This window comes from Bacteroides sp. NGMCC 1.200775, assembly GCF_040798045.1.
Classification (GTDB): Bacteria; Bacteroidota; Bacteroidia; order Bacteroidales; family Bacteroidaceae; genus Bacteroides; species Bacteroides hominis.
Window position 1 is genome coordinate 378,192 of sequence record NZ_JASCQK010000001.1, and the last position, 25,327, is coordinate 403,518.

Below are 25,327 nucleotides of genomic sequence, written 5' to 3' on the forward strand. Positions count from 1 at the left end.
TGGGTTTCTATTAATTTAAGTTTGATACAACAACAACGTCAAGCGGATTTTGTTTGTGGATTTATTCCACAAAATTGTGGTGAATTCCACATTTACATCCCCGTATTATACTTCATTAGTGCCTTATACCATCTTTTCACATCTGGCATAATCTTTGTCTACTTCATCAATTAGTTTCTTTTCAGAGAAACCGGAATAATTGTATCACTTAAAAGAAAAATTATGAAAAAGTAGAAGAAAACAAAAACTAACAAGACTTCGATTCCGAAATGAGGACGGAGTTACAAAAGAAGTAAAAAACTGAAAAACATGTTTAACTCAAACCTATTAATTTATGACGAAAAAAAGTAACCTATCCTTAAGGTTTACAAGAGTATGGGAAAAACACTGCCTGAAAACAGTAGTTGCTACTTTGTTGCTGTGGTGCGCACAGTCGGCACAAGCGACGACCGATACTTACAAAACACAAGCGACTGCCAGTATACAACAACAAACCGTGAAAGCCACCGGTGTAATCATCGACAACACGGGTGAACCACTTATCGGAGTTTCCGTAAAAGTGCAGGGCACCAATACGGGAACCATCACCGACTTGGACGGAAAGTTCTCTATTGACACTCCCAAAGGAGCTATCCTCGAGTTTTCATTTATCGGTTACAAAACTGTCACAACGGAAGTGACCGGAAAGGAACTCCATATCACCATGCAGGAAGATTCAAAGCAACTGGATGAAGTAGTAGTTGTGGGCTATGGTTCACAAAAGAAAGTAAACGTTACCGGATCTGTAAGTATGGTCAATGCGGACGTCCTGGAGTCGCGCCCCGTACAGAATGTGTCACAGGCACTGCAAGGAGTTATTCCGGGACTGAACATGTCCGTGGGCAGTAGCGGTGGTACACTGGATGGCGAACTAAACGTAAACATCCGAGGAGCAGGTACGATAAGCGATGGTTCGAGCAGTAGTCCGTTGGTACTGATCGATGGAATCGAAGGAGACATGAATACAGTCAACCCGAATGATATTGAATCGGTATCTGTACTGAAGGATGCAGCTTCTTCATCGATCTATGGTGCGCGTGCGGCATTCGGGGTCATCCTGATCACTACGAAGAGTGGTAAAAGTGGCAAAACACGTGTAAACTATTCGGGTAATGTACGTTTCTCGGATGCCATTCAGTTGCCTGACATGGTGGATTCTTACACCTTTGCGCAGTATTTTAACCGGGCTTCGACCAATGGTGGGGAATCTCCTACCTTTGACGAAAAAGCATTGCAAAATATTCTGGACTTCCAAAACGGAAAGTTTACCGATCCTTCCACTCCCGAGTATTACGGGCTGGAAGCCGGACCGGACGGCAAATGGAAAAGCTATGCAGGATCTTTTGCCAATACAGACTGGTTTAAAGAGTTTTACAAAAGCTGGACACCCTCTACGGAACACAACCTCAGTATCAGTGGAGGAACAGAGAAGCTGACTTATATGATCAGCGGCAGTTTCCTGAATCAGAATGGCCTTATCAAGCACGGCGAAGATAACTTCAACCGTTATACGATGAATGCTAAAATCTCGGCAAAACCTGCGGAGTGGATCACGTTAAACTACACGAGCAAATGGACCCGTGAAGACTATGACCGCCCAACTTACATGACAGGCGCATTCTTTCATAACATTGCCCGCCGCTGGCCGACCTGTGCTCCCATGGATCCGAACGGTCATTACATGCCCAATATGGAAATCATTCAGTTGGAAGAGGGAGGTGTGCAAACGAGCCAGAAAAACTGGTATACCAATCAGCTGCAAGCTATCTTCGAGCCCGTCAAAGACTGGCGAATTGTAGTAGAGGGAAGTATGCGTACCTATACACGAAAGCAACATTGGGCAGTATTACCGATCTATGGATATGACGTGAACAACAAACCTTACTTATTGTCGTGGAACGGTGGAGCGGCCGGATATTCAGAGGTTCAGGACGAACGTGAAGATGAAGATTACTTCTCCGGCAACATTTACAGCGACTATGCAAAAACAATCGGTGATCATTATTTTAAAGTGATGGGTGGTTTCAACGCCGAACTTTTCCGGCCAAGCGGAATGACCGGATTCGGAACTGACCTGATCAGTTCGAATGTTCCTTCTTTAGGATTGACTCAGGACAATCAGAAGGCAAATGCATGGGCACGCGAAAGAGCAATTGCCGGTTTCTTCGGACGTGTGAACTATAACTACAAAGAGCGGTATATGTTAGAAGCCAATCTGCGTTATGACGGTTCTTCACGGTTTGTAGGCAATAAGCGTTGGGGATTGTTCCCTTCTTTTTCAGCCGGATGGAATATCGCACGTGAAGATTTCTTCCGTCCTTTGGCCGGTATTATCGGCACCTTAAAGCTGAGGGGCTCTTGGGGGCAGCTTGGCAACAACAACACGGATAAGGCCAATGCCTGGTATCCCTTTTATCAAAATATGATTACGGGATCTGCCAATTCCGGATGGCTGATCGACGGCAAGAAACAAAATACAGCTCAACTGCCGGGCATCGTTAATTCACTGATGACATGGGAAACCATTGAATCATGGGATCTCGGTCTGGATTTTGGTTTGCTCAATAATCGCCTGACAGGATCGGTCGGTTATTATAACCGTTACACATACGATATGATAGGTCCTGCTCCTATATTACCCCCCGTACTGGGAGCTCTACCCCCTCAAGTGAACAACTGCGACATGAAGTCATACGGTTGGGAGCTGGAGCTCTCATGGAGAGACCGCATCAGCGAGTTTGATTATAGTGCGCGATTCGTTTTATCTGATGGAAAACGTAAGATACTGAAATATCCAAACCCGACGAATTCACTCTCTTCGGACGTATACTATAATGGACAGATATTGGGTGACATCTGGGGATACAAAACTGTTGGTATCGCACAAACCCAAGAGGAAATGAATGCGCACCTGGCCAACGGAGGCACACCCAACTGGGGAACAAACTGGGGAGCCGGTGACATTATGTATGCAAACCTGGATGGAAAAGAAGGGGTTAACAACGGATCGAACACTCTGGAAGATCATGGTGACTTAACAATTATCGGTAACAGCACACCCAGGTATAATTTCGGTCTGACACTGACCGGAGCATGGAAAGGATTCGATTTCTCAGTATTCCTGCAGGGAGTGATGAAAAGAGATTACTGGTTGGACGGTCCGTACTTCTGGGGAGCAAATGGCGGATTATGGCAATCAACTGCATTCAAAGAGCACATGGACTATTGGCGTCCGGAAGGTGATCCTCTCGGTGCAAACACTAATGCTTACTACCCAAAACCCTATTTTAATACGGATAAAAACCAGAAAGTACAAAGCGGATATCTACAGAATGCCGCATATTGCCGTCTGAAGAATGCCCAGATTGGCTACACTCTGCCCAAAACATGGACCCGGAAAGCAGCAATGGAATCGGTACGTGTTTATGTGTCCGGAGACAATCTGTTGACCTTCTCGGGAATCAGCGGAGTATTTGATCCGGAATTATTGGGTAGCGACTGGGGAGACGGTAAGCTCTATCCTTTGCAGAGAACGATTTCTATTGGCTTAAATGTTAACTTCTAATTTTACCAGACAAATGATGAAACTAAAACTGAAACATATCTGTTTCTGCTCGTTAATCGGAATGGGCGGACTGGCACTGACTTCATGCAACGACTTCCTGGACCGTTCGCCAATCAGTGATATCACTCCGGAAGATTACTTCAACACAGTAGATCAAGTGGGAAGCTATGTTATCAATTACTATGACGACTACCTTGAAAATTCAAATACAACCAAGATGTATCACCAAAGGGCATGGAACTCCGGGGTGGTAAGAAATGATGCTAACACCGACAATTTATTGAGTGATGATGGAAACCTTGATTATTTTGCGGGAAACAAACAGGTGCCCGAAGGGAAAAACATTCAGGAACCTCTGAACCGTATTCGTGTGTGGAATTATCTCTTTGAACAAGTACTGCCGAAAGAGAAAGAGGGTACGATTCCCGGAGATGCAGAATTGTTGAAGCAGTATATCGGAGAGGCTTATTTCTTCCGTGCCCTGGCGTATTATAACGCATTGGTACGTTTTGGCGATTATCCCATCATTACCGAAGTATTGCCGGACGACTCCGAAACACTGATCAAGAAAAGTCAGCGCGCACCACGCAATGAAGTGGCACGCTTCATTCTAAAAGATCTTGACGAAGCTATCAGTCGCCTGAAAGAACGTGGTTTCCAGAATAACCAGCGTATTAACAAACAGGCTGCATTGGTGCTGAAATCAAGAGTTGCACTGTTCGAAGCAACCTTCGAGAAATATCATCAGGGAACGGGGCGCGTACCGGGTGATCCAACATGGCCCGGAGCCGTAATGAGCTATAACAGTGGAAAAACATTCGATATAGCAGGAGAAATAAACTTCTTCCTGACGGAAGCAATGCAAGCAGCGGCAGCTGTTGCCGATCATGTTCAACTGGCAGAAAACTCGCATGTAATGAATCCTCCATACAATACACTTTATGGGTGGAATCCTTATTTCGAAATGTTCAGCCAGCCGGATCTTTCGAATGTGGAAGAAGTACTGCTGTGGAAACAATATAACCTGTCACTTACCGTATCACATTGTGTAGGTGCACGCCTTAAAAACGGAGACCGTACCGGACTGACACGTTCACTGATCAAAACATTTCTGATGAAAGACGGTATGCCTATCTATGCAAGCAACAATGCTATTGATGACAGAACGGTTTCTGATGAAAAGAAAGACCGTGACGAGCGCTTGCAACTGTTTGTGTGGGGAGAAAAAGATGCGTGGATGACAGATGAAAGAGCAGATACAGTGAAGAATTACAATAAGGACCAGGCGGGAAACATGGTGACGAATCCGATACCTGTACCTTGGGTAAAATCTACAGTAATCAGTGATCAGGAACAGACACGTGATATCACCGGTTATCGTTCCCGTAAGTTCTATCCGTATGATGACGAACAAAGCAGATCGGACGAATTGCTGGGGACCAATGCCTGTCCTATTTTTCGTGCTTCCGAAGCATATCTTAACTACATCGAGGCTTGTTATGAGAAGAATGGTTCGTTAGACAGTAAGGCACAGGACTACTGGAAAGCCATTCGCAGACGTGCCGGTGTCGATGAAGACTATCAGAAGACGATCAATAGTACGGATCTGAGCCGCGAAGACGACCTCGGAGTTTACTCGGGAGACCGAATGGTAGATGCGACGCTTTACAACATTCGCCGTGAGCGCCGCTGCGAATTTATCGCCGAGGGCATGCGCTGGGATGACCTGAAGAGATGGCGCTCTTGGGACCGGTTATTTACACAACCATACATTGTAGAAGGCATCAACTTCTGGGATGAAGCCTATAAACTCTACACAACCACGGATAAAGACGGTAATGAAAAGTCTGCTGTAGTAGCCGATGGCAGCACATCTGCCAACATGTCGCCGAAATCGGATGGGAAATACGTACGACCACTGCGAAGGACACAAACGAATAATCAACTTTATGACGGATATACCTGGAAAAAAGCTTATTATCTGGAGCCACTCGGACTACAGGATTTGCAATTATCGGCCACCAATCCGGAAGACATCAATACATCCATGATGTATCAGAATCCATATTGGCCTGTCGGTACAGGAAAAGCGCTTGAGTAATGTCGCCGAATACGTAAAACCATAATATAACAAAGTTCACCACAGAGTTTATACAAGGTATGTTTGCCGATGTATCCTGTGGTGAACAAAATCAAACCTCCGAATGAACCTAAGCCAAGTCTTTTAAGTTATATGATATATAGAAAAGAATAAAATCTGATTTGATCAGATCAGACCGACTACAATAAACAACAACTTTAAAATATAGGAAAGTATGAATGTACATGAAGAATTATTCGGTGGAAATATACCACAAGATGTAACTGAGAAACAAGGCGAAAACGCTATTTTTATTGTTTATGGACTGAAGCAATCGGACGATGCAATCAAGCAAGTAAAAGATGTATGTGCTAACTTCTCCGCCCTGAAACGCAGTATGCGTAACCGTTTTCCTGATATGCAATTTAGCTGCACGATGGGGTTTGGTGCCGATGCCTGGAGCAGACTTTTTCCGGAGTTGGACAAACCTAAAGAGTTAAGTACCTTTGAAGAGATAAAAGGAGATAAATATATAGCTGTATCTACCCCGGGCGACCTGTTACTGCACATCCGGGCTAAACAGATGGGTCTCTGTTTTGAATTTGCCTCTATAATTGACGAAAAACTCAAAGGTGTGGCAGAATCCATCGATGAAACACACGGGTTCAGATATATGGACGGAAAAGCGATCATCGGTTTCGTAGACGGTACGGAGAATCCGGCCGTAGATGAAAACCCTTATCATTTTGCGGTTGTCGGTGACGAAGACCCGCAATTCGCAGGAGGCAGTTACGTTTTTGTGCAGAAATATATCCATGACATGGTAGCATGGAACTCGCTTCCGGTCGAAGCACAAGAAAAGGTGATTGGCCGCCGCAAATATAATGATGTGGAATTGTCGGACAAAGAGAAGCCGCAAAATGCCCACAATGCCGTAACCAATATCGGTGACGATTTGAAAATCGTACGTGCCAATATGCCGTTTGCCAACACTTCTAAAGGAGAATATGGAACATACTTTATTGGCTATGCCAGCACCTTCAGTACTACCCGCACAATGTTGGAGAACATGTTTATTGGTGACCCTGTGGGGAACACCGATCGTTTGTTGGACTTCAGTACTCCGGTAACAGGCACATTGTTTTTTCTACCTTCGTACGATTTGCTTGCTACACTCGGAGAATAGTAATCACTCTCCATACAGTACAGTCTCCGCTATCCAGGCAAAAACATTGGCTATCAGTTTGGAGGCATTATTATTAATGGTCCCGGAATTATTGTTTATACGGTTATCGGTAGTAGACGTTGAACTGGATGCCGAACTGCCAATATCCGTATCTCCCCAATAAACGATTCTCCTTGAATAGTCAACGCCCAAAACAATACCTCCTGCAGGCCCCATCAATATAGGAGTAATACCTTTGGATGCATCTGTATTGAGTTGTATCTCGCCATGATAAGGATCATAATTGCGTAAAGAGAAGTCAGTATTGACAGGAGTATATGGAGCAATGGTAAAAGGCCCGTTAGTAGTAAAGTAGCTATTACCATCCTCAAGAGTTGCCAAAGGATAGGGACCGGTATTACTCGTTAAAAAAGAAATGCCACTATTTCCACCCAATATCTCTTTTAATAAATTCTGGCTGACATCACTGGCATCATAAGAAACAATCAATACACGGTTCTTTTTAGCCTTCACCCAATTGTGCGCTTTCTGGGCATCCGAGATCCCGAATAAAGAATTGCTCATATAATGGACATAAACAACATCAAAAGCCGTGAAAAGAGCATCTGTCAGATTATTATTGCTCGCACTCACGCCAATCAGATTATATCCTCCGCATTCAACTGTTCCGGCCGGACCGAAATTATTTTGATTATTGAGTATTCCGCGAAGACCAGTTGCGCGCGCCTCTGCATTGCCAGAGCCAATTATATTCGTTCCTAAATATCCCAAACCGGCATTGAATGTTAAAAGATCAATTGTTTTGTAGGCAGCGACATCATATCTCTGCTGTATATTCACTAAAATACGCCAGCGATGGGCTGTAATCATAAAGTTTTGAATACGGCGGATATTGCTTGCCGAATTGTTCTGCAGAGCTGTAATCACCAGTTGACTCCCATTCTGTGTTTTTTCTACTTTAAAGAATTCATTTGCTAATGACTGGTCGGCGGTTCCTTGGGGAGTTCCTGCCGCGTCGGCCCATTGTAAAGTATAATCCGGAAGATCGGTATTCACACTGATGATTCCTGCCGAACCGGCTTTGTTCTTGAGGATGATCTCTCGCAAAGACACCCCAAAATGATGTTCTCCATCGAAACTCATGTCAATGGTATAATCATCCCATGCCTGTACTTCGGCTACGATATGGGCGGAACGATTATTAGCCGCTTCGTCCGGACTACCCCACCCCGGACCTGAGACCTTCTTTATATTGAAAATATACTTATGATTACGAAGTACTTGCCCGAAAGCATTTTCAACATTATCGGGATCAAAATCCATACGGTAGTAACCCGGTTGATCACTTCCTTCATAATAACCCTCCACAACAATACAGGTTGCCTGACTAACCCAATTATCCGGGGCTGGTGAATCGGCCTCAGGCAAGTAGAGTTGGGCTGAAAATTCATTCAGGTTCTCAGCAGATACAGGATACAGGACACTGTTTACATTTCCGGTACTTCCGGCAGGTACGCTCGGAAGCGTAACCCTGACGACTCCGGTTTCATCGGGTATTATCTGCAAGTGGTCATTGGCACGATATGCTTTTACCCCTGACAACTTAAAGTTTGCCACTTCCGTAGCTTTCACGTCTACCCGGGCAATGGAACGTAACATCTTTATTCCGGTAATATTATTTATAACCGTTGCTTCTAATCCTCCGGGCAATTCATACTCCCCATACATTGGAAAATCGGAAGTGATATTGTTGAACCGGAGATTGATGTTTTTTTTCACCAAATCTTCGCTATCATCCACCGAAGGCTCATTGGCTATTACCGCATCGGTAGCATTGGCTAATATGAGTAATTTTAAAGGCGAACTGCTTGATTTTAATAAAGCTTTAAAAGAAGCAGCGGATGAAGTGTTGTTGATGGATATGCCGGGTACACGGTACTTATATTTACCTTCTTCAAACACTAACACTTGAATCTCACTGATTTTAGACTCATGATCGGTCGTCGCAAATGTTCCTCGCGTCCGGGCATATGTAGTGGAGGCCGGTATGGTTATCACTAACCTTACCGATACATCCTCTGTATTATTTCTATCTGCATCTCCGGGCACTTCCATACTGTCGGTACATGACATATATAAAAGGCCGGTTATCAGAATAACCATTAATTTTTTCATTAGGGTTTAGGTTTGTTTTCTCAGATACAAAGATGGACTTTTTCAGGAAGGAATCCGTGGCGTTTAATGAATGGTGTAAACAAAGATTTTTCTATTATCACATCTCACATGAATTTATTGTCCAATTATGCAACAATCGGAAATGTGTGTAAAGACGTGTATCCATTTTCGAAACTTCGTCATAAACTTGTCACCAGTTCTTGTTGCCGGTTAAAGAAATGGATTCGCTGAATCTCACCACTCTGCGAAATCAAAGTTGAATACTTCTTTAATGACTGTATCCATACCTTCAAATGCTGAAATAGCAAATCATCTTTCGAAGTTATGGAATTAATGGAAAAGACCCCTATCAGGCATTGATGGTAGATATCTGTTTCTACATAACTATATGTAGACTCAAAATTGATATCGGATATATATATTTTCACATCTTTTCCGGATGAATATTTTCCCTGAGCTGAGATCTTCTCCAATTCATTCAGTAATACCAATAATTCCTTCTTTATTCTTTTTACACTGTCTTCTGATATCAGATTGATATTTAAGAAAAACTTGATCTCATTGACCAATCTGATAAATATCTCTTTATCCCATATATAATTGGTTGTCTGGAATAGCTGGGACAAATTTACAAATTCTTTTTGCTTGTCAATCAACTTTTCCGGAATCTCCAAATCTTCATAATGTCTGCCTGCATATGTGCTTTCATGTTGGTAAATCCATTTGAAAAGCTGGAATTTGGATAAGGCTTCATACTTTAAATACAGGGTTTGCGGAACGGTATTTGAGGAGGTACTTCTTTCCGAACTTTCCCGTTCAATCAATTGACCGAACAACTTTATATACGAATCAATAATAGAATAATAGGTCTCCGCAGGGCGTTGACATTGCAACATATTCAGATTAACAATAGCGTTGTCATTCAAATCGGCCCCTACTATTTTATCAAGAGAAATGCCCATGTGTTGAGATATGGTGGCAACTTCGGCAAAAGTGAACGGTACTTCACCCCGCAACCGCCTGTAAGTAGCTTCTTTGCCAAGGTAAAGAATGTCCATCAGCGCATTTGCAAGATTGTTCCCCTTGGGTAAGTATATTTTCATTGCATCTATTAAATCTGTATTTATATCACGCATAATCATTGTTTTTATATTTTTATCTGTAAACAAGTAATCTGTAACTTTTGTTGCGCCTATCGAAACGAACAATCCCTTTGATGACGGTGCGTTGCATTATCAGAGCTTTCTTTTTCAGGGGTTGCTTCAATAGACACTTTTTGTTTATAAATACATTTTTAAAGTCACAAATCGTTGCTGTCTGGAAGGTATATTTGTTATCTGAAAAAAACGTAGTATATCCACTTAAATAAAAAGATAATGAAAACAAGTAAAATCTTTATGACTACACTGGTTGCATTGACTATGGCCGCATGCAGCAATGACAATGATTGGGTTGACCAGCCCAGCAATCCGGACGTAATTGCCCCGGATGCATATGCCTCTTTTTCCATCAGCATTCCCCACGCATCGAAGACACGTGCAGTATCTACAGATCCGGGAATTGCAGCGGAAAATACAGTGAAATCCCTACATGTGTTTATTTATGACGCAGAATCTCCCAATACACCTACTGTAGCTGAATTTACGGTCGCAGGAGGCACACTCACACAGAAACCAGCCGGGAGTTCTACCTGGGTGACCAGCCAACCGGTCAGTACCAAAAAGACGGATAAATATATTTTTGCGGGAGTAAACCTTAATGCAGAAATAGTGAACTATATTACTTCTAATGGATTAGGTGCATTCAGCTATAAAGATTTCACACAAGAAATAACAAAATTGGCCGATCAAACAAATGGATTTGTCATGTTCAATAGTGCTTATCCGACCCTTACGCCCGCTACTGACTTATATGAGAAGAAAAGTGAAGCCGAAAACAATCACATAACCATTTCTGTAAATCGCGTCACTGCAAAAGCGGCGGTGTTCCAATCACAGAGCTTTGTAGTGAATGGAGGCGGAACGATGACAGATCTGAAGTTCGGCTGGAGAAACCTGAATAAAAAATTCTACTTTATTCAGGATAACAGGGACGCTCTCATCAAAGACTATAACTGGGCTAATTATACCGCAGCAGATTTTACGAGGGGAGCAGATGCCATCAACGTTTATGCTTCGGCTGATGTGCCTACCTCTTTTTCTTATGCTACGGAAAATGCATTCCAGTATATTTCGGGTACATCCAATGTGGATGCAGCAACTTTTATCAGTGTCAGCGGGGTATTTACACCCACTAACATCATATCTGCCAAAATAAATCCCCCTACAGTTGCGGCTGATTTTGAAATCATCGTGAATCCGAAACCGGCGGATAAAACATTCTTTGTCGTGCGGACTGCCGATGGTGTTGCCAATTACTTTATAGATGGACCTACGGCAGAAAAGTTTGCGGAGCTATGTGCCGCAAATACTCCGCAAATGCCATCTATCAATGGGGCCTACCTATTATCGGAGAATACGTATAGCAACGGATTGTGTTACTATCATATTTTTGTTAACAGTGATGCAGTCACACCACAGGCTCCTTATAATATCTACAGAAACCAATATTTTAAGATCAACATCAATTCTATACAAGCACCGGGAAATCCTTCGGATAACTTTGACAGCGGAGAACCAATCAAGCCTAATTCATGGATTGGAGTCGACATCCAGATTATCCCTTGGGAGGTGATTGAAGAAGATCACGATTTATAACCAGCTAATTAATGTCCCACAGAATGTTCACCTGCAAGATAGAAGCCGGATTCAGAGTATTCATATTCATTATATTGCCTTTCGTACTCACGAATTGCATTCGGGAAGATATGTCCGGATGTCCCCGGGATGATGGAGGGTTGGCCCTCAAATTCAGCTATGATACAAATGCAGACTCAAGACAGAACACTCCACAAGGTATCGATCGGTTGGCTGTTTTCATATTCGATGAAAAAGGGCTTTTTATCTCTCAGGTAAACGATTCTATGACTTCAATCAATGACGATTATGTCATGGAGCTGCCTTACAAACAGGGCAGTTACCAATTTGTAGCATGGGGTGGCTATGATAAAAGTACTTATCAGACTTCTGAATGTGTGCCGGGAAAAACTTATATCGATGATTTCTTTCTATCTGTAAAACGTCAGGAGGACAACCGGGTAATCAATCAGCCCAAACTGCTCTATCACGGTATGCACGATATAGTCGGGCTTAACAGTAAAGAAAAAACAATTGTATTGATAAACTTGAAACAAATGACGAATCATATCCGGGTCATTGCTCATAATTTGAATCAAGACAGAAGTGACAACATTTATATAGAGGATAATAACGGTAAGTATGGATATGATTCACAATTCTCCGATGATGACCAGATAAGCTATATTCCCATTTATGAAGCATCATCGGGACAATCAGATCCGTTGATTGCCGACTTCAATGTAATGAGACTGGAAAAGGATAGAGAACCCCGGCTGCGAATTGCCGACAAAACAGGTACAATCCGCTATGATGAGAATCTTATTGGTAAACTCATAGGCGAAAATCCCAATATTGATTTTGAGCATAACCATGATTTCACCATTGAAATATCCTTCGATAACTACATCCCGGTCATTATCAAGATTAATGGCTGGGAGATAGTTAATGAAGAAATATAACTATAAACTGCAGAAGAATGAAACAAAGAAAGGTACACTCATATCAATGAGGATTCCGTGAAAGATGGCAACAGGTATCATGTCCTTTCCCGAATAGTGAGTAATGGACGGCAACAATACATCCATTGAATTTACACCGGCAGCAGAAATAGGGGCCAGTTTCCCAAAATATTTCCTGATCAGTGGTGCGCCCAGCAATGCCATCATTTCGCGGAAAATATTGGCCAGCAAAGCAATTGTACCAAGTTCCGTTGCCAACTGTAATCCTACAGAAGCTTCCTTAAACTGAGTAATCAAGATGGATGAAAGGGAATAATATGCAAATCCACTTCCCACTGCCATACAATCGAATACACTCCACTGACTCAACAATAAACTGGCAAAAGCTGAAAAAAGAAGGGTTCCGACAATAGTAGCTATCGGCACTAAAAGCATATTGGGGCGTAGACTTTTGATCAGAAATTTCAGATTCTTATTGCTTCCGATACTGATGCCAACCTGCAACATCAACGCATAAAGTATATACATAGAAAGATTGTGCATGTCAAACTGGAAATCATTGAAGATTCCGACCAAACAGCCTATACAGAAAAATGCGACAACAATCAGACTACCTTTCATGATTTTCCTCCTTTCTTGAAAAACAGGCGTAATACGAGAAAAGAAGCCAACATGCTGCCCAAGATACTTGAAGTGGCCAACACAATGGCTTGCCATCCGAATTTACCCAGATTATTTACGATTAAACTATTGGAGCCTATCGAAAGGCCCAGCACAAAAAGTAGCAGGAATATCGTAAGCGAAGTACTCTTTTCTACTTTCTCCAGAAATTTCAGGTTACGCAGCAAATAACCGATGCCAATACCTAAAAACATGATAGATATAATGGAAAACATACTCGTATATTTTAAAAAGTTACACAATGCAATCCCTGGCAACTTTTATGTATGAGCTGCCGGACAGATCCTCCCTTTCACCTTTATTTAATAAGGAAACGAAAAGAGATAAATCAAACTACAAAACAGGGAGTAATTCAGATAAATCCGCTAAACCAATGTACATGCACAATGCAGTGTCCGTACAGAATCTTATTTTCTCGCACGGCATTGTGTATGCTATATGTAGTAAACAATCGGTTCATATCATTCATTAATTACAGTGCAAAGGTAATACTATTGCGCATATTTTCCAAATAATTATGCAAAATATAAATAGTCATAGTAGTAGAATTACTCATAAAAAGACGATGAAAATCTTGCAGAACCTGTATTTTTCTTCGTATCTTTACAAACCGAAATAAAGGATATATCAATAAACATATAACGATATGGAAAACAGAAGTTTAGTAACCATAGCGGAGCATTCGAAAGAAAAAATCCTCTATATGCTCGAAATGGCGAAACAATTTGAGAAGAATCCCAACCGCCGGTTATTGGAAGGTAAAGTAGTGGCTACCCTATTTTTTGAACCTTCTACCCGCACCCGGCTAAGTTTCGAAACTGCTGCCAATCGCCTGGGCGCACGGGTTATCGGATTCTCGGATCCTAAAGCCACCAGCTCATCCAAAGGGGAAACTCTGAAAGATACAATTATGATGGTTAGTAACTACGCTGACGTGATTGTAATGCGGCATTTTCTGGAAGGAGCAGCACGCTATGCCAGTGAAGTGGCCCCAGTGCCTATCGTAAACGCCGGAGACGGAGCCAATCAGCACCCTTCACAAACAATGCTCGATCTCTACTCCATTTATAAAACACAAGGTACACTGGAGAATCTGAACATCTATCTGGTAGGTGACCTGAAATACGGACGTACAGTACACTCTTTACTGATGGCAATGCGGCATTTTAATCCGACTTTCCACTTCATTGCTCCCGAAGAGCTGAAGATGCCGGAAGAATATAAGATTTATTGCAAAGAACATAACATAAAATATGTGGAGCACACAGACTTCAACGAAGAGGTAATTAAGGATGCGGATATTCTTTACATGACCCGCGTACAACGTGAGCGTTTCACTGACCTAATGGAATATGAACGGGTGAAGAATGTATATATCCTGAAAGCGAAAATGCTCGAAAACACTCGCTCTAACCTCCGTATCCTGCATCCATTGCCACGTGTTAACGAAATAGCTTATGACGTAGACGATAGTCCGAAAGCATACTACTTTCAGCAGGCACAGAACGGTCTCTATGCCCGTCAAGCTATACTTTGCGATGTATTAGGAATCACTTTACAAGATATTTTATAAAATCATGAGCGAGAATAAACAAGAACTACAGGTGGCCGCACTGAAAAACGGCACTGTTATTGACCATATCCCTTCGGAGAAACTCTTTACTGTAGTTTCACTGCTTGGGTTGGAACACATGACGACCAATATTACTATCGGATTCAATCTGGACAGCAAGAAACTGGGTAAGAAAGGGATCATCAAGATTGCTGACAAGTTCTTCTGTGACGAAGAAATCAACCGTATTTCCGTAGTAGCACCTCATGTAAAACTAAACATTATCCGTGACTACGAAGTGGTAGAAAAGAAAGAGGTACGTATGCCGGACGAGTTAAAAGGTATAGTGAAATGTGCCAACCCGAAATGTATTACGAACAATGAACCGATGGCCACGTTATTCCATGTGATTGACAAGGATAGTTGCGTTATAAAATGCCATTATTGCGAAAAAGAACAGAAAAGAGAAGATATCACAATCATTTAGTTACGTGTCACAGCGCTACGAGTTTTAAAATACTGTGCTATGACGTAATAGCACTTGTAGCGCATATAGCACGCTATTAATAAAAAAGATGAAGCAAGACTGGAAACCCGGAACCCTGATTTATCCGTTGCCTGCCGTACTGGTGAGTTGCGGAAACAATGAAAGTGAATACAATATACTTACGGTGGCTTGGACCGGAACCATTTGTACCAATCCACCGATGTGTTATATTTCTGTCCGTCCCGAACGCTACTCCTATCCTATTATAAAAAAGAATATGGAGTTTGTGATCAACCTGACAACCCGGGATATGGCTTTTGCAACAGATTGGTGTGGGGTACGGTCGGGTAAGGATTATCACAAATTTGAAGAAATGAAACTGACACCGGGTAAATGCACGGTGGTGAGTGCGCCTCTCATTGAGGAATCTCCCCTTTGTATCGAATGCCGGGTAAAAGAAATTGTATCTTTAGGATCACATGATATGTTTATTGCCGATGTGGTAAACATTCGGGCGGATGACCGTCACTTAAACCGGGAAACCGGAAAACTGGAACTGGCAGAAGCTAATCCGCTTGTATATGTACATGGGGGATATTATAATCTGGGAGAAAAGATCGGTAAATTCGGTTGGTCAGTAGAAAAGAAAACAAAGTGAAGCTATGAAACGAGTGATTCTCCTTTTTATATATATGTGGATTACTTTTGCCGCTTATGGTGAAGGTGATCATAAAAAGGAAAAACGCCCGGATGACCGCAAAATAAATGTAGGAATCAGGGGTGGTTTTAACTCTTCCATGTTTTTGGTTTCCAATCTGAAAATCAAAGATGTAACCATTGACGAGATTCAGAATAATTATAAAATAGGTTATTTCGGTGCTCTCTTCATGCGCTTCAACATGAAGAGACATTTTATACAGCCCGAGATATCGTATAACATCAGCAGATGCGAAATCACTTTCGACAAACTGGGTTCACAACATCCCGATATCGAACCTGACTATGCATCGGTTAATTCAACTATTCACAGTATTGATTTTCCGTTGCTTTACGGCTATCACGTAGTAAGACAAGGCCCTTACAGCATGTCTCTTTTTGCCGGACCGAAACTAAGATATCTGTGGAATCAAAAAAATAAAATCACCTTTGAGAACTTCGACCAGCAAGGCATCCATGAGAGGTTACATCCCTTCAATGCCAGCGCAGTGATCGGAGTAAGCGTCAGCATTTCACGTATCTTTTTCGATTTTCGTTATGAACAAGGACTTCGCAACTTGTCGAAGTCTGTTACTTACGATAATATAGACGTCGAAGGTAAGCCCGAAGTAAGTAATATCACTTTTCGACGCCGTGATAATGTACTTAGTTTTTCACTCGGAGTTATATTTTAAATAACTTTTTTAGCTAAAAGGTTGCACACTCTTTAAATATTACCTAAATTTGTGCGATTATAATAATAAAGGTTTCAAGATATACTTTAATCTTATTATAACAAATAATGAAAAGAGACGATTTAATTTTCGAGATTATCGAAAAAGAACATCAACGTCAGTTGAAAGGCATTGAGCTGATCGCATCAGAGAATTTCGTGAGTGATCAGGTGATGGAGGCAATGGGATCTTGTCTTACCAACAAATATGCGGAAGGATATCCGGGTAAACGCTATTATGGCGGCTGTGAGGTGGTAGACCAGAGTGAACAAATTGCCATCGACCGCTTGAAAGAGATTTTCGGTGCAGAATGGGCCAATGTACAACCTCACTCAGGAGCACAGGCTAATGCTGCTGTATTTCTTGCTGTGTTGAACCCGGGCGACAAGTTCATGGGACTGAACCTGGCACACGGAGGTCACCTTTCACATGGTTCATTAGTAAATACTTCGGGAATCATTTACACTCCCTGCGAATATAATTTAAAACAGGAAACCGGTCGCGTGGATTACGACCAGATGGAAGAAGTGGCATTACGTGAGAAACCCAAAATGATAATTGGAGGAGGTTCAGCCTACTCTCGTGAATGGGATTACAAACGTATGCGCGAAATTGCCGATAAGGTGGGTGCGATCCTTATGATTGATATGGCACATCCTGCCGGATTAATTGCAGCAGGACTGTTGGACAACCCGGTGAAATATGCTCATATCGTAACTTCAACTACCCACAAGACTTTGCGGGGACCTCGTGGCGGTGTAATCATGATGGGTAAAGATTTCCCCAATCCATGGGGAAAGAAAACTCCAAAAGGAGAAATTAAAATGATGTCTCAGTTGCTCGACTCAGCTGTATTCCCCGGAATACAGGGTGGTCCGCTGGAACATGTAATTGCAGCTAAAGCCGTAGCTTTCGGTGAGTGTTTGCAACCGGAATATAAGGAATATCAGAAGCAAGTACAAAAGAATGCTGCCGTATTGGCACAAGCCTTAATTGACCGTGGCTTTACCATCGTTTCCGGCGGTACGGATAATCATTCGATGCTGGTGGATCTACGCAGTAAATATCCTGACTTGACAGGTAAAGTTGCCGAAAAAGCACTTGTATCTGCTGATATAACAGTCAATAAAAACATGGTTCCGTTCGATAGTCGTTCTGCGTTCCAGACTTCAGGTATCCGTTTGGGTACTCCCGCTATCACGACTCGTGGTGCAAAAGAAGATCTGATGCTGGAGATTGCAGAAATGATCGAAACCGTTCTATCGAACGTAGAGAACGAAGAAGTGATAGCACAAGTACGTGCACGTGTCAATAAGACAATGGAAAAATATCCGATCTTCGCTTATTAAATAGCACATTTTAGTATTAAACAATAACATACGTGGGCTCGCAATTCTCTGTGAAGAAAGTTGCGGGCATTTTTTTTTGCTCTTTTAACATGGCATTAACACCCCACCCTAAAACCTTTCCTTCCCAAGAACCGTTGTTAAGTAGTTAAAAAAAGAAGATATTCACTTAATACCTAAACTGATATGAAAATAAGAAATTTAATGGTTGCAACTACATTATTTGTTGCTGCAGGAGCTATGGCTCAAAATCAGGATTGCGCCTTCTTCTTTCCTAATCAAGAAGGTGAGCAAATCACTCGTAATTGTTACACCGCTGATGGTAAACTCACCAACATCCTTGTCTACAGAGTAGACCAAGCCTACGATTACCCTTCAGGAATGGAAGTAGTAGCCAACTATACATTTACTGATGCTTCCGGAAAAACACTCAATTCCGGGCAAATGGTAGCTCGCTGCAATGACGGTAACTTCTCTATGAGTATGGGAGATGTGGCCACATTCCCCACTGCACTTAATATGATGAATGCCGATGTATATATGATGGGAGATTTAATGAATTACCCGAATGCATTTTCCGATCCAATGAATCCGGGAGACGATGACGAGTTTGATGACGGCACTCTGCGTCTTTATCAAAAAGGCAATAAAAATAACCGCGCCGAAATTTCTATCTTCGACCGGGAATTTGTTGCTACCGAAACGGTAAACACTCCAGCAGGAGCATTCTATTGTACCAAAGTAAAGTACGAAATGAATATCTGGACTCCTCAGGAAACAATAAAAGGTTATGGATATGAATGGTATGCACCCAATATTGGAATTGTCCGCTCTGAACAATACAATAATAAGAAGGAGCTACAATCGTACAGTGTGTTAGAAAGAATCAAGAAGTAGCACACTGGACTCTATATATCCGTCATCCCCGCCATTCTTTCAAGAAGAATAGCGGGGATTTATTTATTGCTTTATATCGGACTATTTTTAACTCAATCCTTCAATATTACCATCCACGATGTCAATATGCAGAGCTTGTGGTTCTTTAGGTAAACCCGGCATACGCATTATTTCGCCCGCAATCGCTACGATCATCTCGGCACCGTTATTTATAACGATATCTTTAATATGAAGTTCGAAATTATCTACCGCACCATATACTTTCGGATCGGCTGAGAAAGAATACTGGGTTTTAGCAATACATACAGGATAATGACCAATACCCATTTCTTCAATCAATTTAATCTTGTTACGGGTCAGTGTGCTATAAGTCACGACACTTGCACCATATAGATTGATTGCGATTTTCTCGATTTTCTGCTGTACGCTGTCTCCATCATCATATGTAAACTGTAATGGTTCAGACGGTTTGTTTTCAATTGTTTCAACCACAAGGTTCGCCAGTTCGACAGCACCCTCGCCTCCTTCCGTAAAGGCATTATTGATAGCATAGCCTACTCCTAACTGCTCACAGTGCTCACGAAGCAACTCCATTTCTTCATCCGTATCACTCGCAAATTTATTGAAAGCAACGATAACCGTCTGACCGAACGAATGAAGATTACGAACATGCTTGTCCAAATTGCGCAAACCTTCTCTCAATCCTTCAAGATTCGGTTCTTTAATTCGGTCCAGGCTTACTCCTCCGTGCATTTTGAGCCCTTGTGCTGTGGCAACAATCACTGTCAGACGTGGTTGAAGCCCGCTCTTACGACATTTAATATTATAAAATTTCTCTGCTCCCAGATCGGCACCGAAGCCGGCTTCTGTGATAACATAATCTCCAAAAGTCATCGCCATTTTTGTTGCCAAAATAGAGTTACAGCCATGGGCAATATTAGCAAATGGGCCACCATGTACAAATGCAGCGGTGCCTTCGGTAGTCTGTACCAGATTCGGATGTATAGCATCTTTCAGCAAGACAGTAATAGCCCCTGCCACACCCAGATCTTTTACAGTAAACGGTTTGTTATCATAGGTGTAGCCTAAAAGAATATTTTCGATACGACGGCGGAGATCATCTACATCCTTTGAAAGACAAAGAATAGCCATAATTTCCGAAGCCGGTGTAATGTCAAATCCGGATTCCTGTGTAATACCATTTGTTTTCGGACCAAGACCAACTACGATATTGCGCAATGAACGATCGTTGACATCGAGTACGCGACGCCAGAGAATCTCTTTCAGACCAAAACCTTTAGATTGATTCTGGTATAAATAATTGTCCAGTAATGCAGAGATCATATTGTGAGCCGAAGTGATGGCATGAAAATCACCGGTAAAATGCAAATTAATCTTTTCCATCGGAAGTACCTGGGCATAACCTCCTCCTGCTGCCCCTCCTTTCATACCGAAACACGGTCCCAGGGAAGGTTCACGCAAAGCAACAATTGCCTTTTTACCTATCTTGTTTAATCCTAATACAAGCCCTATGGATACAGTCGTTTTACCAATCCCTGCTTTCGTTGCGGTAATGGCAGTGACCAAAATCAGATTGCTCTGTTTCACCTTCTCTTCATCAATCAGATATTCAGGGATTTTTGCAATATACCGGCCATAATTTTCTACTTCATCGCGAGGTATGCCGATGCTTTCAGCCACTTGTTTTATTTTCTTCAATTCAACACTACGTGCTATTTCTATGTCTGATTTCATATTGAGAGTTATTAAGTTAGTAAATGAAGTCGCAAAATTAACAATTAACTCCATATCAAAGTTGTCTTTATTACCTTTTTTTAGTGGAGATAAAAAGATGCCACATCATTGCTGGATTTTTCAGGGAAAAAAGACGTATATTTGCTACTTACAAACAAACAAGCAATATGATACGATATATAATCTTTGTGGCTCTATGTATCTGTACCGGAATAGTATCAGCTATAGATCACCATGCAAAAGACAGCCTCTTACTACAACTAAAACATACAACAGTATCCGCTCAACGAATCAGTATCTACAGAAACTTGGCAGATATCTGTTTTGAAACACCGGACGAAAAAACATATTTGCTTGGCATGTATAGAGAAGCTAAAAAGGCAGGTGACACACCCATGATGCTTGATGCATTGAATGATCTTGCATGTGGAGAGGCTAAAGAATACCGCATGGATTCAGCGTATCATTATATGAATCTGATAAAAGCAACTCATAATGTCAAAGAAATAATTCCTTTATCAGCTTATCTTCACATGCGTTTTTTCGATGTGCTATGCAGCCATAACGAGACAGAAGAGGCCATTGCGAAGGAATTGCAGTTTACGGAAGAAAAGAAATCGGACGCACCATCTCTATACAGTAAGATCGTACAAGCTTATATCACCGGAAGTAGCCTTCATTCCAATGAAATGATGAAAGAAGCACTCCCCTATTTGGAAACAGCAATGAACTTATCCAAGCAATTACCTCCTGAGAAACGCATTAAATTTGTATCAATGATTGTTTGGAAATTATCCAATATCTATAGCTTTTTGAACGAATGTGACTCAGCGATCCGTCTTTTGGAAGAAGATTTGGAAAATCAGCAACTGTATTATAAAGATCATTACGAAGCAAAACGCCCCTTTTACAATCTGGCTGCACGTGAGTTACAAATCTATGCGTCACTGTTGACAAATGCTATCATGGTAGCTCCCGAGAAGATGGATTATTACTGGCAGCAAATAGTAAAACTGAACAAGGAGCTGACAAATCCGTACGACCGGTACAATTATTTCCTATCAATGGACAACTATTACTTGAACTTAAAGCCTCACCCCAATTACGAGAAAGCATTAATTGCCAATGACAGTCTGATTCAAATAGCTCAAACGATAATTCCAAACAATCTGCCAGGACTCTACGACATCCAATCACAAACATATGAGGCCATGGGCAATTTTAAGGAGGCGCTGGCATACCTTAGAATATCTGCTCAGTATAAAGATTCGCTAAACACTGAAAATATGCAAAAGCAACTTAGTGAACTCCAAATAAAATATGAGGTGAACAAATTGAATAATGAAAAGTCACAACTTGAAATAAAAAATAAACGCATCTTAGTGATATGCCTGTTCATCATCCTGACCATTGTAATCGTTATCTGTCTTTATTTATATCACAATCTGAAAAAAGAAAAAAAAATGAAGATTCACCTCCGGAATCTCAAGCAAAAGGCCGAAGAAAGTGAAAAGATGAAAACAGCTTTCATTAATTCTATTTGCCACGAGATACGAACACCACTTAACGCCATTGTCGGTTTCTCTGATTTGATATTCAATGATGAAGTAGATAAAGAAAACCGCGAAAGCTTCTCACACGAGGTGCAGAAGAACACGGTCTTACTGACTTCACTGATCAATAATATGCTCGAGGTATCCAGCTTGGATGTATCACAGGAAAAACTGCCTTGTAAACAAGTCGATTTACATCATATCTGCATACAAGAAATGAAGCAACTAAGCCGGTATCATAAGCCTGATATAGAATATCATATGGACTTACCGGAACACCCTGTCATTTTGTCTACCCATGAGAAATATTTATCATTGGTTATAGAACACTTGTTGAACAATGCTAATAAATTTACCGAAAAAGGAACTATCACCCTCCGTTACCGCATGGATGAAGCACACCAACAGCTTCATATCAGTGTGACAGATACCGGATGCGGTATTCCGGTTGACAAGCACAAAGAGGTATTCGAACGTTTCTCGAAACTCAACACGTTTACTCCGGGAAATGGATTAGGACTATATCTGTGTCAACTAATTATCCGCAGGTTATCCGGAGAGATAAATATCGATCCGACATACAAGGAAGGTACTAAAATAACAGTAACCATACCTGTCCAATAGCCCCTCCTTAATTTTTAAGAGTAAATCTACTTGAAACGTGAAGTATCCACACCTTCACGTTTCTTCTCTTTATATCCTCCGAATTTATAGGTAAACGAGATACCCAATTCACGAAAAGCGGAATAATGGTTTGTTACGTTCTGCGTGGCATAACGAATATGCGGAGAGATTTGAGCCGTTTCAAACAAGTCATTGCACCGAAAGGTTAACAACGCTTTCCCACCAGCAAAGGTATATCTGAGTGCTACATCTACATTGCCGGATACCGGTAAATCATAAATGCCCTGTATTGCCTTACTGCGCATCATCCCATTCACAATCAACCTGAGATCCGGACGGGAAGAAAGGGTCAGGGTATGATTCATATTCAACATGGCATAATATACATTCCTGTCAAAAGGAATATTCCAGAAGTCACTGTCTTTCTGGCGATCGTAAACGCCGGTCAACGTAAAACGTGAACTTAGCCAGCGACCTATCGTAAATGGAACAACAGCTTGTATACCTGCTTGTTGCTCAAAATCAAAATTGAAGTATTTATAGATCTCGACCAATCGGTCGGGGGACTGATAAAGAGTTTGTGTTGCATTATCTTTAGTATGGCTATACCAGACATTGAATATATATTTACTCTTCAGAATATAAGTCAATTGTAGCTGATAATTAATTTCCGGTTTCAGATAAGGATTTCCATGAATTTCCGAATATTCTCCGCCCATATAGGACACGGCATCTTGAGTTGCCCAATAGTCGGGATAACTTTTATCGCTGCTGAGTGACAATTGCCACACGTTTCCCGGTGCCGGAGTGTAATTGAGATTAAAAGCCGGATATAGACTCCATTCATTCCATACAGTCGTATGGAATTGTTCGGCAGCCAACGAGGCATCCAAAGACAAGTTATCGCCAAAACTCTTGTTAAATCCGGCATAGAAATTCAGTGTTTGTTCCCGCCGACGAGATTTCATGTTGTTGCTTTCCAACATCATGTTGTCATTCTCAGAATTATAATAATATTGATAGCTGTTGTCTAAACTTGTAGTATAGACAGCTCCATAGTTTACTCCCCATCCATTAGGCAGTTCATGTTCTTGAGAAAGGAAAAGCTTCCAACGATTGATACGCTGAGAATCGCTACTACGAAAATTCAATTCATCGCCTTCTAACCGGCTATGTAGCAATTGTGAAGAAGGCGAATGATAATAAGTATATTCCACTCCTGCTTTCATTCCGAATGGGGTGTGATAATCGATCCGCCCGTTATGTAGTTGATCGACCATCCGGGTACGGGCATTTGAGGTTTGTGTACCATTCACTGTACTTAAATTAAAGCCATTCATAAACTGGGCATTGTATGTCAAACTGAGCTGATGATCGTCGGCAAAAAGATAATCACCTCCCAAGCGTAAATTGTGTCTGTTAAAACGACTTTTTTGAGATTCGTTGGTGTTCATGGGATGTATCGTACCATCCGACAAGGTGTGCAAAGCCTTCTTATCCGTCAAGAAATAGTTCCGTCCATGACTGTAAGAGTAAAGAAAGTCTACAGAAAATTTATGTCCGGAATATAGAAGGCTCGCACGCTCAGTCAGGTTTTCATAATGCTTTTGCCGGTAGTCACTGAAAATTTCTCCTTGCAGGGAGGCTGCTCCGGAATCACCTTGCTTCAGACAAATGTTTATCATGGCTCCACGCACCTGATAACGTGCTGGAGCCGAATACATCACTTCAGCTTTCTCTATACGACTGGCAGGAATACTTTTTAATAGAGTGTTCAGTTGTTCGGGAGTCATTGTAGTCACTTTGCCATCCAATACAACAGTAACGCTCTTTCCACCTAAAGTAAGGTTATCGTTCATTTCCGTGACACCGGGAAGCTCCTTCACTGCATCATAAGCATTATCTACCGCTAAATTCCGGAGGAGCCGTGGCAGGTCATATATAAGTTTGCCTTGCATAGCTTTCACTATCGGGCGTTCACCTACCACCATCACTTCCGGCAAGGATCTGTATAAACTGTCTAAACGTCCATCCATCGTAATCAGGCTATCTGCAGAAAGTATCCGGTCTTCATTTTGCGCTGCCACCTGCCAACAGACAGCAGCAACAAACACTAAAGTTACGTAAATCCGTTTCATCTTTTCGTTTTTTGTTTGGGTTACAGCTGCAAAGTACCGAAGAAAAGACAAAACAATGAGTTATCACCGGCTTATTTAGAGTTATCTACTGTTATCGGGAATACTATTCTTATATTTACTCA

The 25,327-nt window shown here is 41.7% G+C and carries 18 protein-coding genes; 12 read left to right on the top strand and 6 right to left on the bottom strand.

Annotated elements, in window-relative coordinates:
* Positions 1 to 334: 334 nt before the first annotated feature.
* From QK890_RS01685 to QK890_RS01695, 3 genes are all read left to right on the top strand, one after another.
* Entirely contained in the window at positions 335 to 3,604 is a 3,270-nt protein-coding gene (locus QK890_RS01685; protein WP_032539312.1) for a TonB-dependent receptor, read from the top strand.
* A 16-nt stretch (positions 3,605 to 3,620) separates the two neighbouring features.
* Positions 3,621 to 5,705 carry a RagB/SusD family nutrient uptake outer membrane protein gene (locus QK890_RS01690; RefSeq protein WP_032539381.1) on the top strand — a complete coding sequence of 695 codons (2,085 nt, stop codon included), beginning with the start codon at positions 3,621 to 3,623 and terminating at the stop codon, positions 5,703 to 5,705.
* 214 nt (positions 5,706 to 5,919) lie between these two features.
* The gene (locus QK890_RS01695) at positions 5,920 to 6,870 is read left to right on the top strand and encodes a Dyp-type peroxidase (RefSeq protein WP_367627135.1); all 951 of its coding nucleotides are present in this window, start codon (positions 5,920 to 5,922) and stop codon (positions 6,868 to 6,870) included.
* A 3-nt stretch (positions 6,871 to 6,873) separates the two neighbouring features.
* On the opposite strand, the gene QK890_RS01700 is transcribed toward QK890_RS01695, so the two are convergent.
* Positions 6,874 to 9,045 carry a fimbrial protein gene (locus tag QK890_RS01700; RefSeq protein ID WP_032539314.1) on the bottom strand — a complete coding sequence of 724 codons (2,172 nt, stop codon included), beginning with the start codon at positions 9,043 to 9,045 and terminating at the stop codon, positions 6,874 to 6,876.
* 179 nt (positions 9,046 to 9,224) lie between these two features.
* Positions 9,225 to 10,181, bottom strand: coding sequence for a hypothetical protein (locus QK890_RS01705; protein WP_175413946.1), 957 nt, complete (start codon positions 10,179 to 10,181; stop codon positions 9,225 to 9,227).
* A 240-nt stretch (positions 10,182 to 10,421) separates the two neighbouring features.
* Here QK890_RS01705 and QK890_RS01710 point away from each other — a divergent pair, with 240 nt between their 5' ends.
* Positions 10,422 to 11,801 (top strand): Mfa1 family fimbria major subunit, encoded by a 1,380-nt coding sequence (locus QK890_RS01710; RefSeq protein ID WP_032537137.1) that lies wholly within the window; start codon positions 10,422 to 10,424, stop codon positions 11,799 to 11,801.
* A 23-nt stretch (positions 11,802 to 11,824) separates the two neighbouring features.
* Positions 11,825 to 12,742: a FimB/Mfa2 family fimbrial subunit gene (locus QK890_RS01715; RefSeq protein ID WP_005805970.1), complete on the top strand. Its 918-nt coding sequence runs from the start codon at positions 11,825 to 11,827 to the stop codon at positions 12,740 to 12,742.
* On the opposite strand, the gene QK890_RS01720 is transcribed toward QK890_RS01715, so the two are convergent.
* Positions 12,743 to 13,363, bottom strand: coding sequence for a lysine exporter LysO family protein (locus QK890_RS01720; protein ID WP_005805967.1), 621 nt, complete (start codon positions 13,361 to 13,363; stop codon positions 12,743 to 12,745).
* On the bottom strand, positions 13,360 to 13,638 hold the full coding sequence (locus QK890_RS01725; protein WP_005777620.1) for a LysO family transporter: 279 nt from the start codon (positions 13,636 to 13,638) through the stop codon (positions 13,360 to 13,362). Before QK890_RS01725 ends, QK890_RS01720 begins: the two co-directional genes overlap by 4 nt.
* Positions 13,639 to 14,069: 431 nt before the next feature.
* Between QK890_RS01725 and pyrB the strand changes: the two genes are divergently transcribed.
* The 6 genes from pyrB (at position 14,070) to QK890_RS01755 (ending at position 19,135) form a co-directional block, all read left to right on the top strand.
* Positions 14,070 to 14,996, top strand: coding sequence for an aspartate carbamoyltransferase (gene pyrB, locus QK890_RS01730; protein ID WP_005805962.1), 927 nt, complete (start codon positions 14,070 to 14,072; stop codon positions 14,994 to 14,996).
* Positions 14,997 to 15,000: 4 nt separating this feature from the next.
* Entirely contained in the window at positions 15,001 to 15,462 is a 462-nt protein-coding gene (gene pyrI, locus QK890_RS01735; RefSeq protein ID WP_005777611.1) for an aspartate carbamoyltransferase regulatory subunit, read from the top strand.
* Between the two features lie 88 nt (positions 15,463 to 15,550).
* Positions 15,551 to 16,120 carry a flavin reductase family protein gene (locus QK890_RS01740; RefSeq protein ID WP_005805957.1) on the top strand — a complete coding sequence of 190 codons (570 nt, stop codon included), beginning with the start codon at positions 15,551 to 15,553 and terminating at the stop codon, positions 16,118 to 16,120.
* A 4-nt stretch (positions 16,121 to 16,124) separates the two neighbouring features.
* Positions 16,125 to 16,853: a porin family protein gene (locus QK890_RS01745; protein WP_005805955.1), complete on the top strand. Its 729-nt coding sequence runs from the start codon at positions 16,125 to 16,127 to the stop codon at positions 16,851 to 16,853.
* A 107-nt stretch (positions 16,854 to 16,960) separates the two neighbouring features.
* Positions 16,961 to 18,241, top strand: coding sequence for a serine hydroxymethyltransferase (glyA, locus tag QK890_RS01750; protein ID WP_005805953.1), 1,281 nt, complete (start codon positions 16,961 to 16,963; stop codon positions 18,239 to 18,241).
* Positions 18,242 to 18,424: 183 nt separating this feature from the next.
* Positions 18,425 to 19,135 (top strand): hypothetical protein, encoded by a 711-nt coding sequence (locus tag QK890_RS01755; RefSeq protein WP_005777603.1) that lies wholly within the window; start codon positions 18,425 to 18,427, stop codon positions 19,133 to 19,135.
* 87 nt (positions 19,136 to 19,222) lie between these two features.
* Here the strand turns inward: QK890_RS01755 and QK890_RS01760 are convergent, their stop codons facing one another.
* A complete protein-coding gene (locus QK890_RS01760) occupies positions 19,223 to 20,890 on the bottom strand; it encodes a formate--tetrahydrofolate ligase (protein WP_367627136.1) in 1,668 nt (555 codons plus the stop codon).
* Positions 20,891 to 21,057: 167 nt separating this feature from the next.
* Between QK890_RS01760 and QK890_RS01765 the strand changes: the two genes are divergently transcribed.
* Positions 21,058 to 23,067: a sensor histidine kinase KdpD gene (locus QK890_RS01765; protein ID WP_005805948.1), complete on the top strand. Its 2,010-nt coding sequence runs from the start codon at positions 21,058 to 21,060 to the stop codon at positions 23,065 to 23,067.
* 26 nt (positions 23,068 to 23,093) lie between these two features.
* On the opposite strand, the gene QK890_RS01770 is transcribed toward QK890_RS01765, so the two are convergent.
* Complete coding sequence (locus QK890_RS01770; RefSeq protein ID WP_032537140.1) at positions 23,094 to 25,205, bottom strand: outer membrane beta-barrel family protein; 2,112 nt, start codon at positions 25,203 to 25,205, stop codon at positions 23,094 to 23,096.
* Positions 25,206 to 25,327: the final 122 nt, after the last annotated feature.

Excerpts from the sequence above, each read along its gene's own strand:
- QK890_RS01685 (WP_032539312.1), top strand. The coding sequence starts at position 335 with ATGACGAAAAAAAGTAACCTATCCTTAAGGTTTACAAGAGTATGGGAA.
- QK890_RS01690 (WP_032539381.1), top strand. The coding sequence starts at position 3,621 with ATGAAACTAAAACTGAAACATATCTGTTTCTGCTCGTTAATCGGAATG.
- QK890_RS01695 (WP_367627135.1), top strand. The coding sequence starts at position 5,920 with ATGAATGTACATGAAGAATTATTCGGTGGAAATATACCACAAGATGTA.
- QK890_RS01700 (WP_032539314.1), bottom strand. The coding sequence starts at position 9,045 with ATGAAAAAATTAATGGTTATTCTGATAACCGGCCTTTTATATATGTCA.
- QK890_RS01705 (WP_175413946.1), bottom strand. The coding sequence starts at position 10,181 with ATGCGTGATATAAATACAGATTTAATAGATGCAATGAAAATATACTTA.
- QK890_RS01710 (WP_032537137.1), top strand. The coding sequence starts at position 10,422 with ATGAAAACAAGTAAAATCTTTATGACTACACTGGTTGCATTGACTATG.
- QK890_RS01715 (WP_005805970.1), top strand. The coding sequence starts at position 11,825 with ATGTTCACCTGCAAGATAGAAGCCGGATTCAGAGTATTCATATTCATT.
- QK890_RS01720 (WP_005805967.1), bottom strand. The coding sequence starts at position 13,363 with ATGAAAGGTAGTCTGATTGTTGTCGCATTTTTCTGTATAGGCTGTTTG.
- QK890_RS01725 (WP_005777620.1), bottom strand. The coding sequence starts at position 13,638 with ATGTTTTCCATTATATCTATCATGTTTTTAGGTATTGGCATCGGTTAT.
- pyrB (WP_005805962.1), top strand. The coding sequence starts at position 14,070 with ATGGAAAACAGAAGTTTAGTAACCATAGCGGAGCATTCGAAAGAAAAA.
- pyrI (WP_005777611.1), top strand. The coding sequence starts at position 15,001 with ATGAGCGAGAATAAACAAGAACTACAGGTGGCCGCACTGAAAAACGGC.
- QK890_RS01740 (WP_005805957.1), top strand. The coding sequence starts at position 15,551 with ATGAAGCAAGACTGGAAACCCGGAACCCTGATTTATCCGTTGCCTGCC.
- QK890_RS01745 (WP_005805955.1), top strand. The coding sequence starts at position 16,125 with ATGAAACGAGTGATTCTCCTTTTTATATATATGTGGATTACTTTTGCC.
- glyA (WP_005805953.1), top strand. The coding sequence starts at position 16,961 with ATGAAAAGAGACGATTTAATTTTCGAGATTATCGAAAAAGAACATCAA.
- QK890_RS01755 (WP_005777603.1), top strand. The coding sequence starts at position 18,425 with ATGAAAATAAGAAATTTAATGGTTGCAACTACATTATTTGTTGCTGCA.
- QK890_RS01760 (WP_367627136.1), bottom strand. The coding sequence starts at position 20,890 with ATGAAATCAGACATAGAAATAGCACGTAGTGTTGAATTGAAGAAAATA.
- QK890_RS01765 (WP_005805948.1), top strand. The coding sequence starts at position 21,058 with ATGATACGATATATAATCTTTGTGGCTCTATGTATCTGTACCGGAATA.
- QK890_RS01770 (WP_032537140.1), bottom strand. The coding sequence starts at position 25,205 with ATGAAACGGATTTACGTAACTTTAGTGTTTGTTGCTGCTGTCTGTTGG.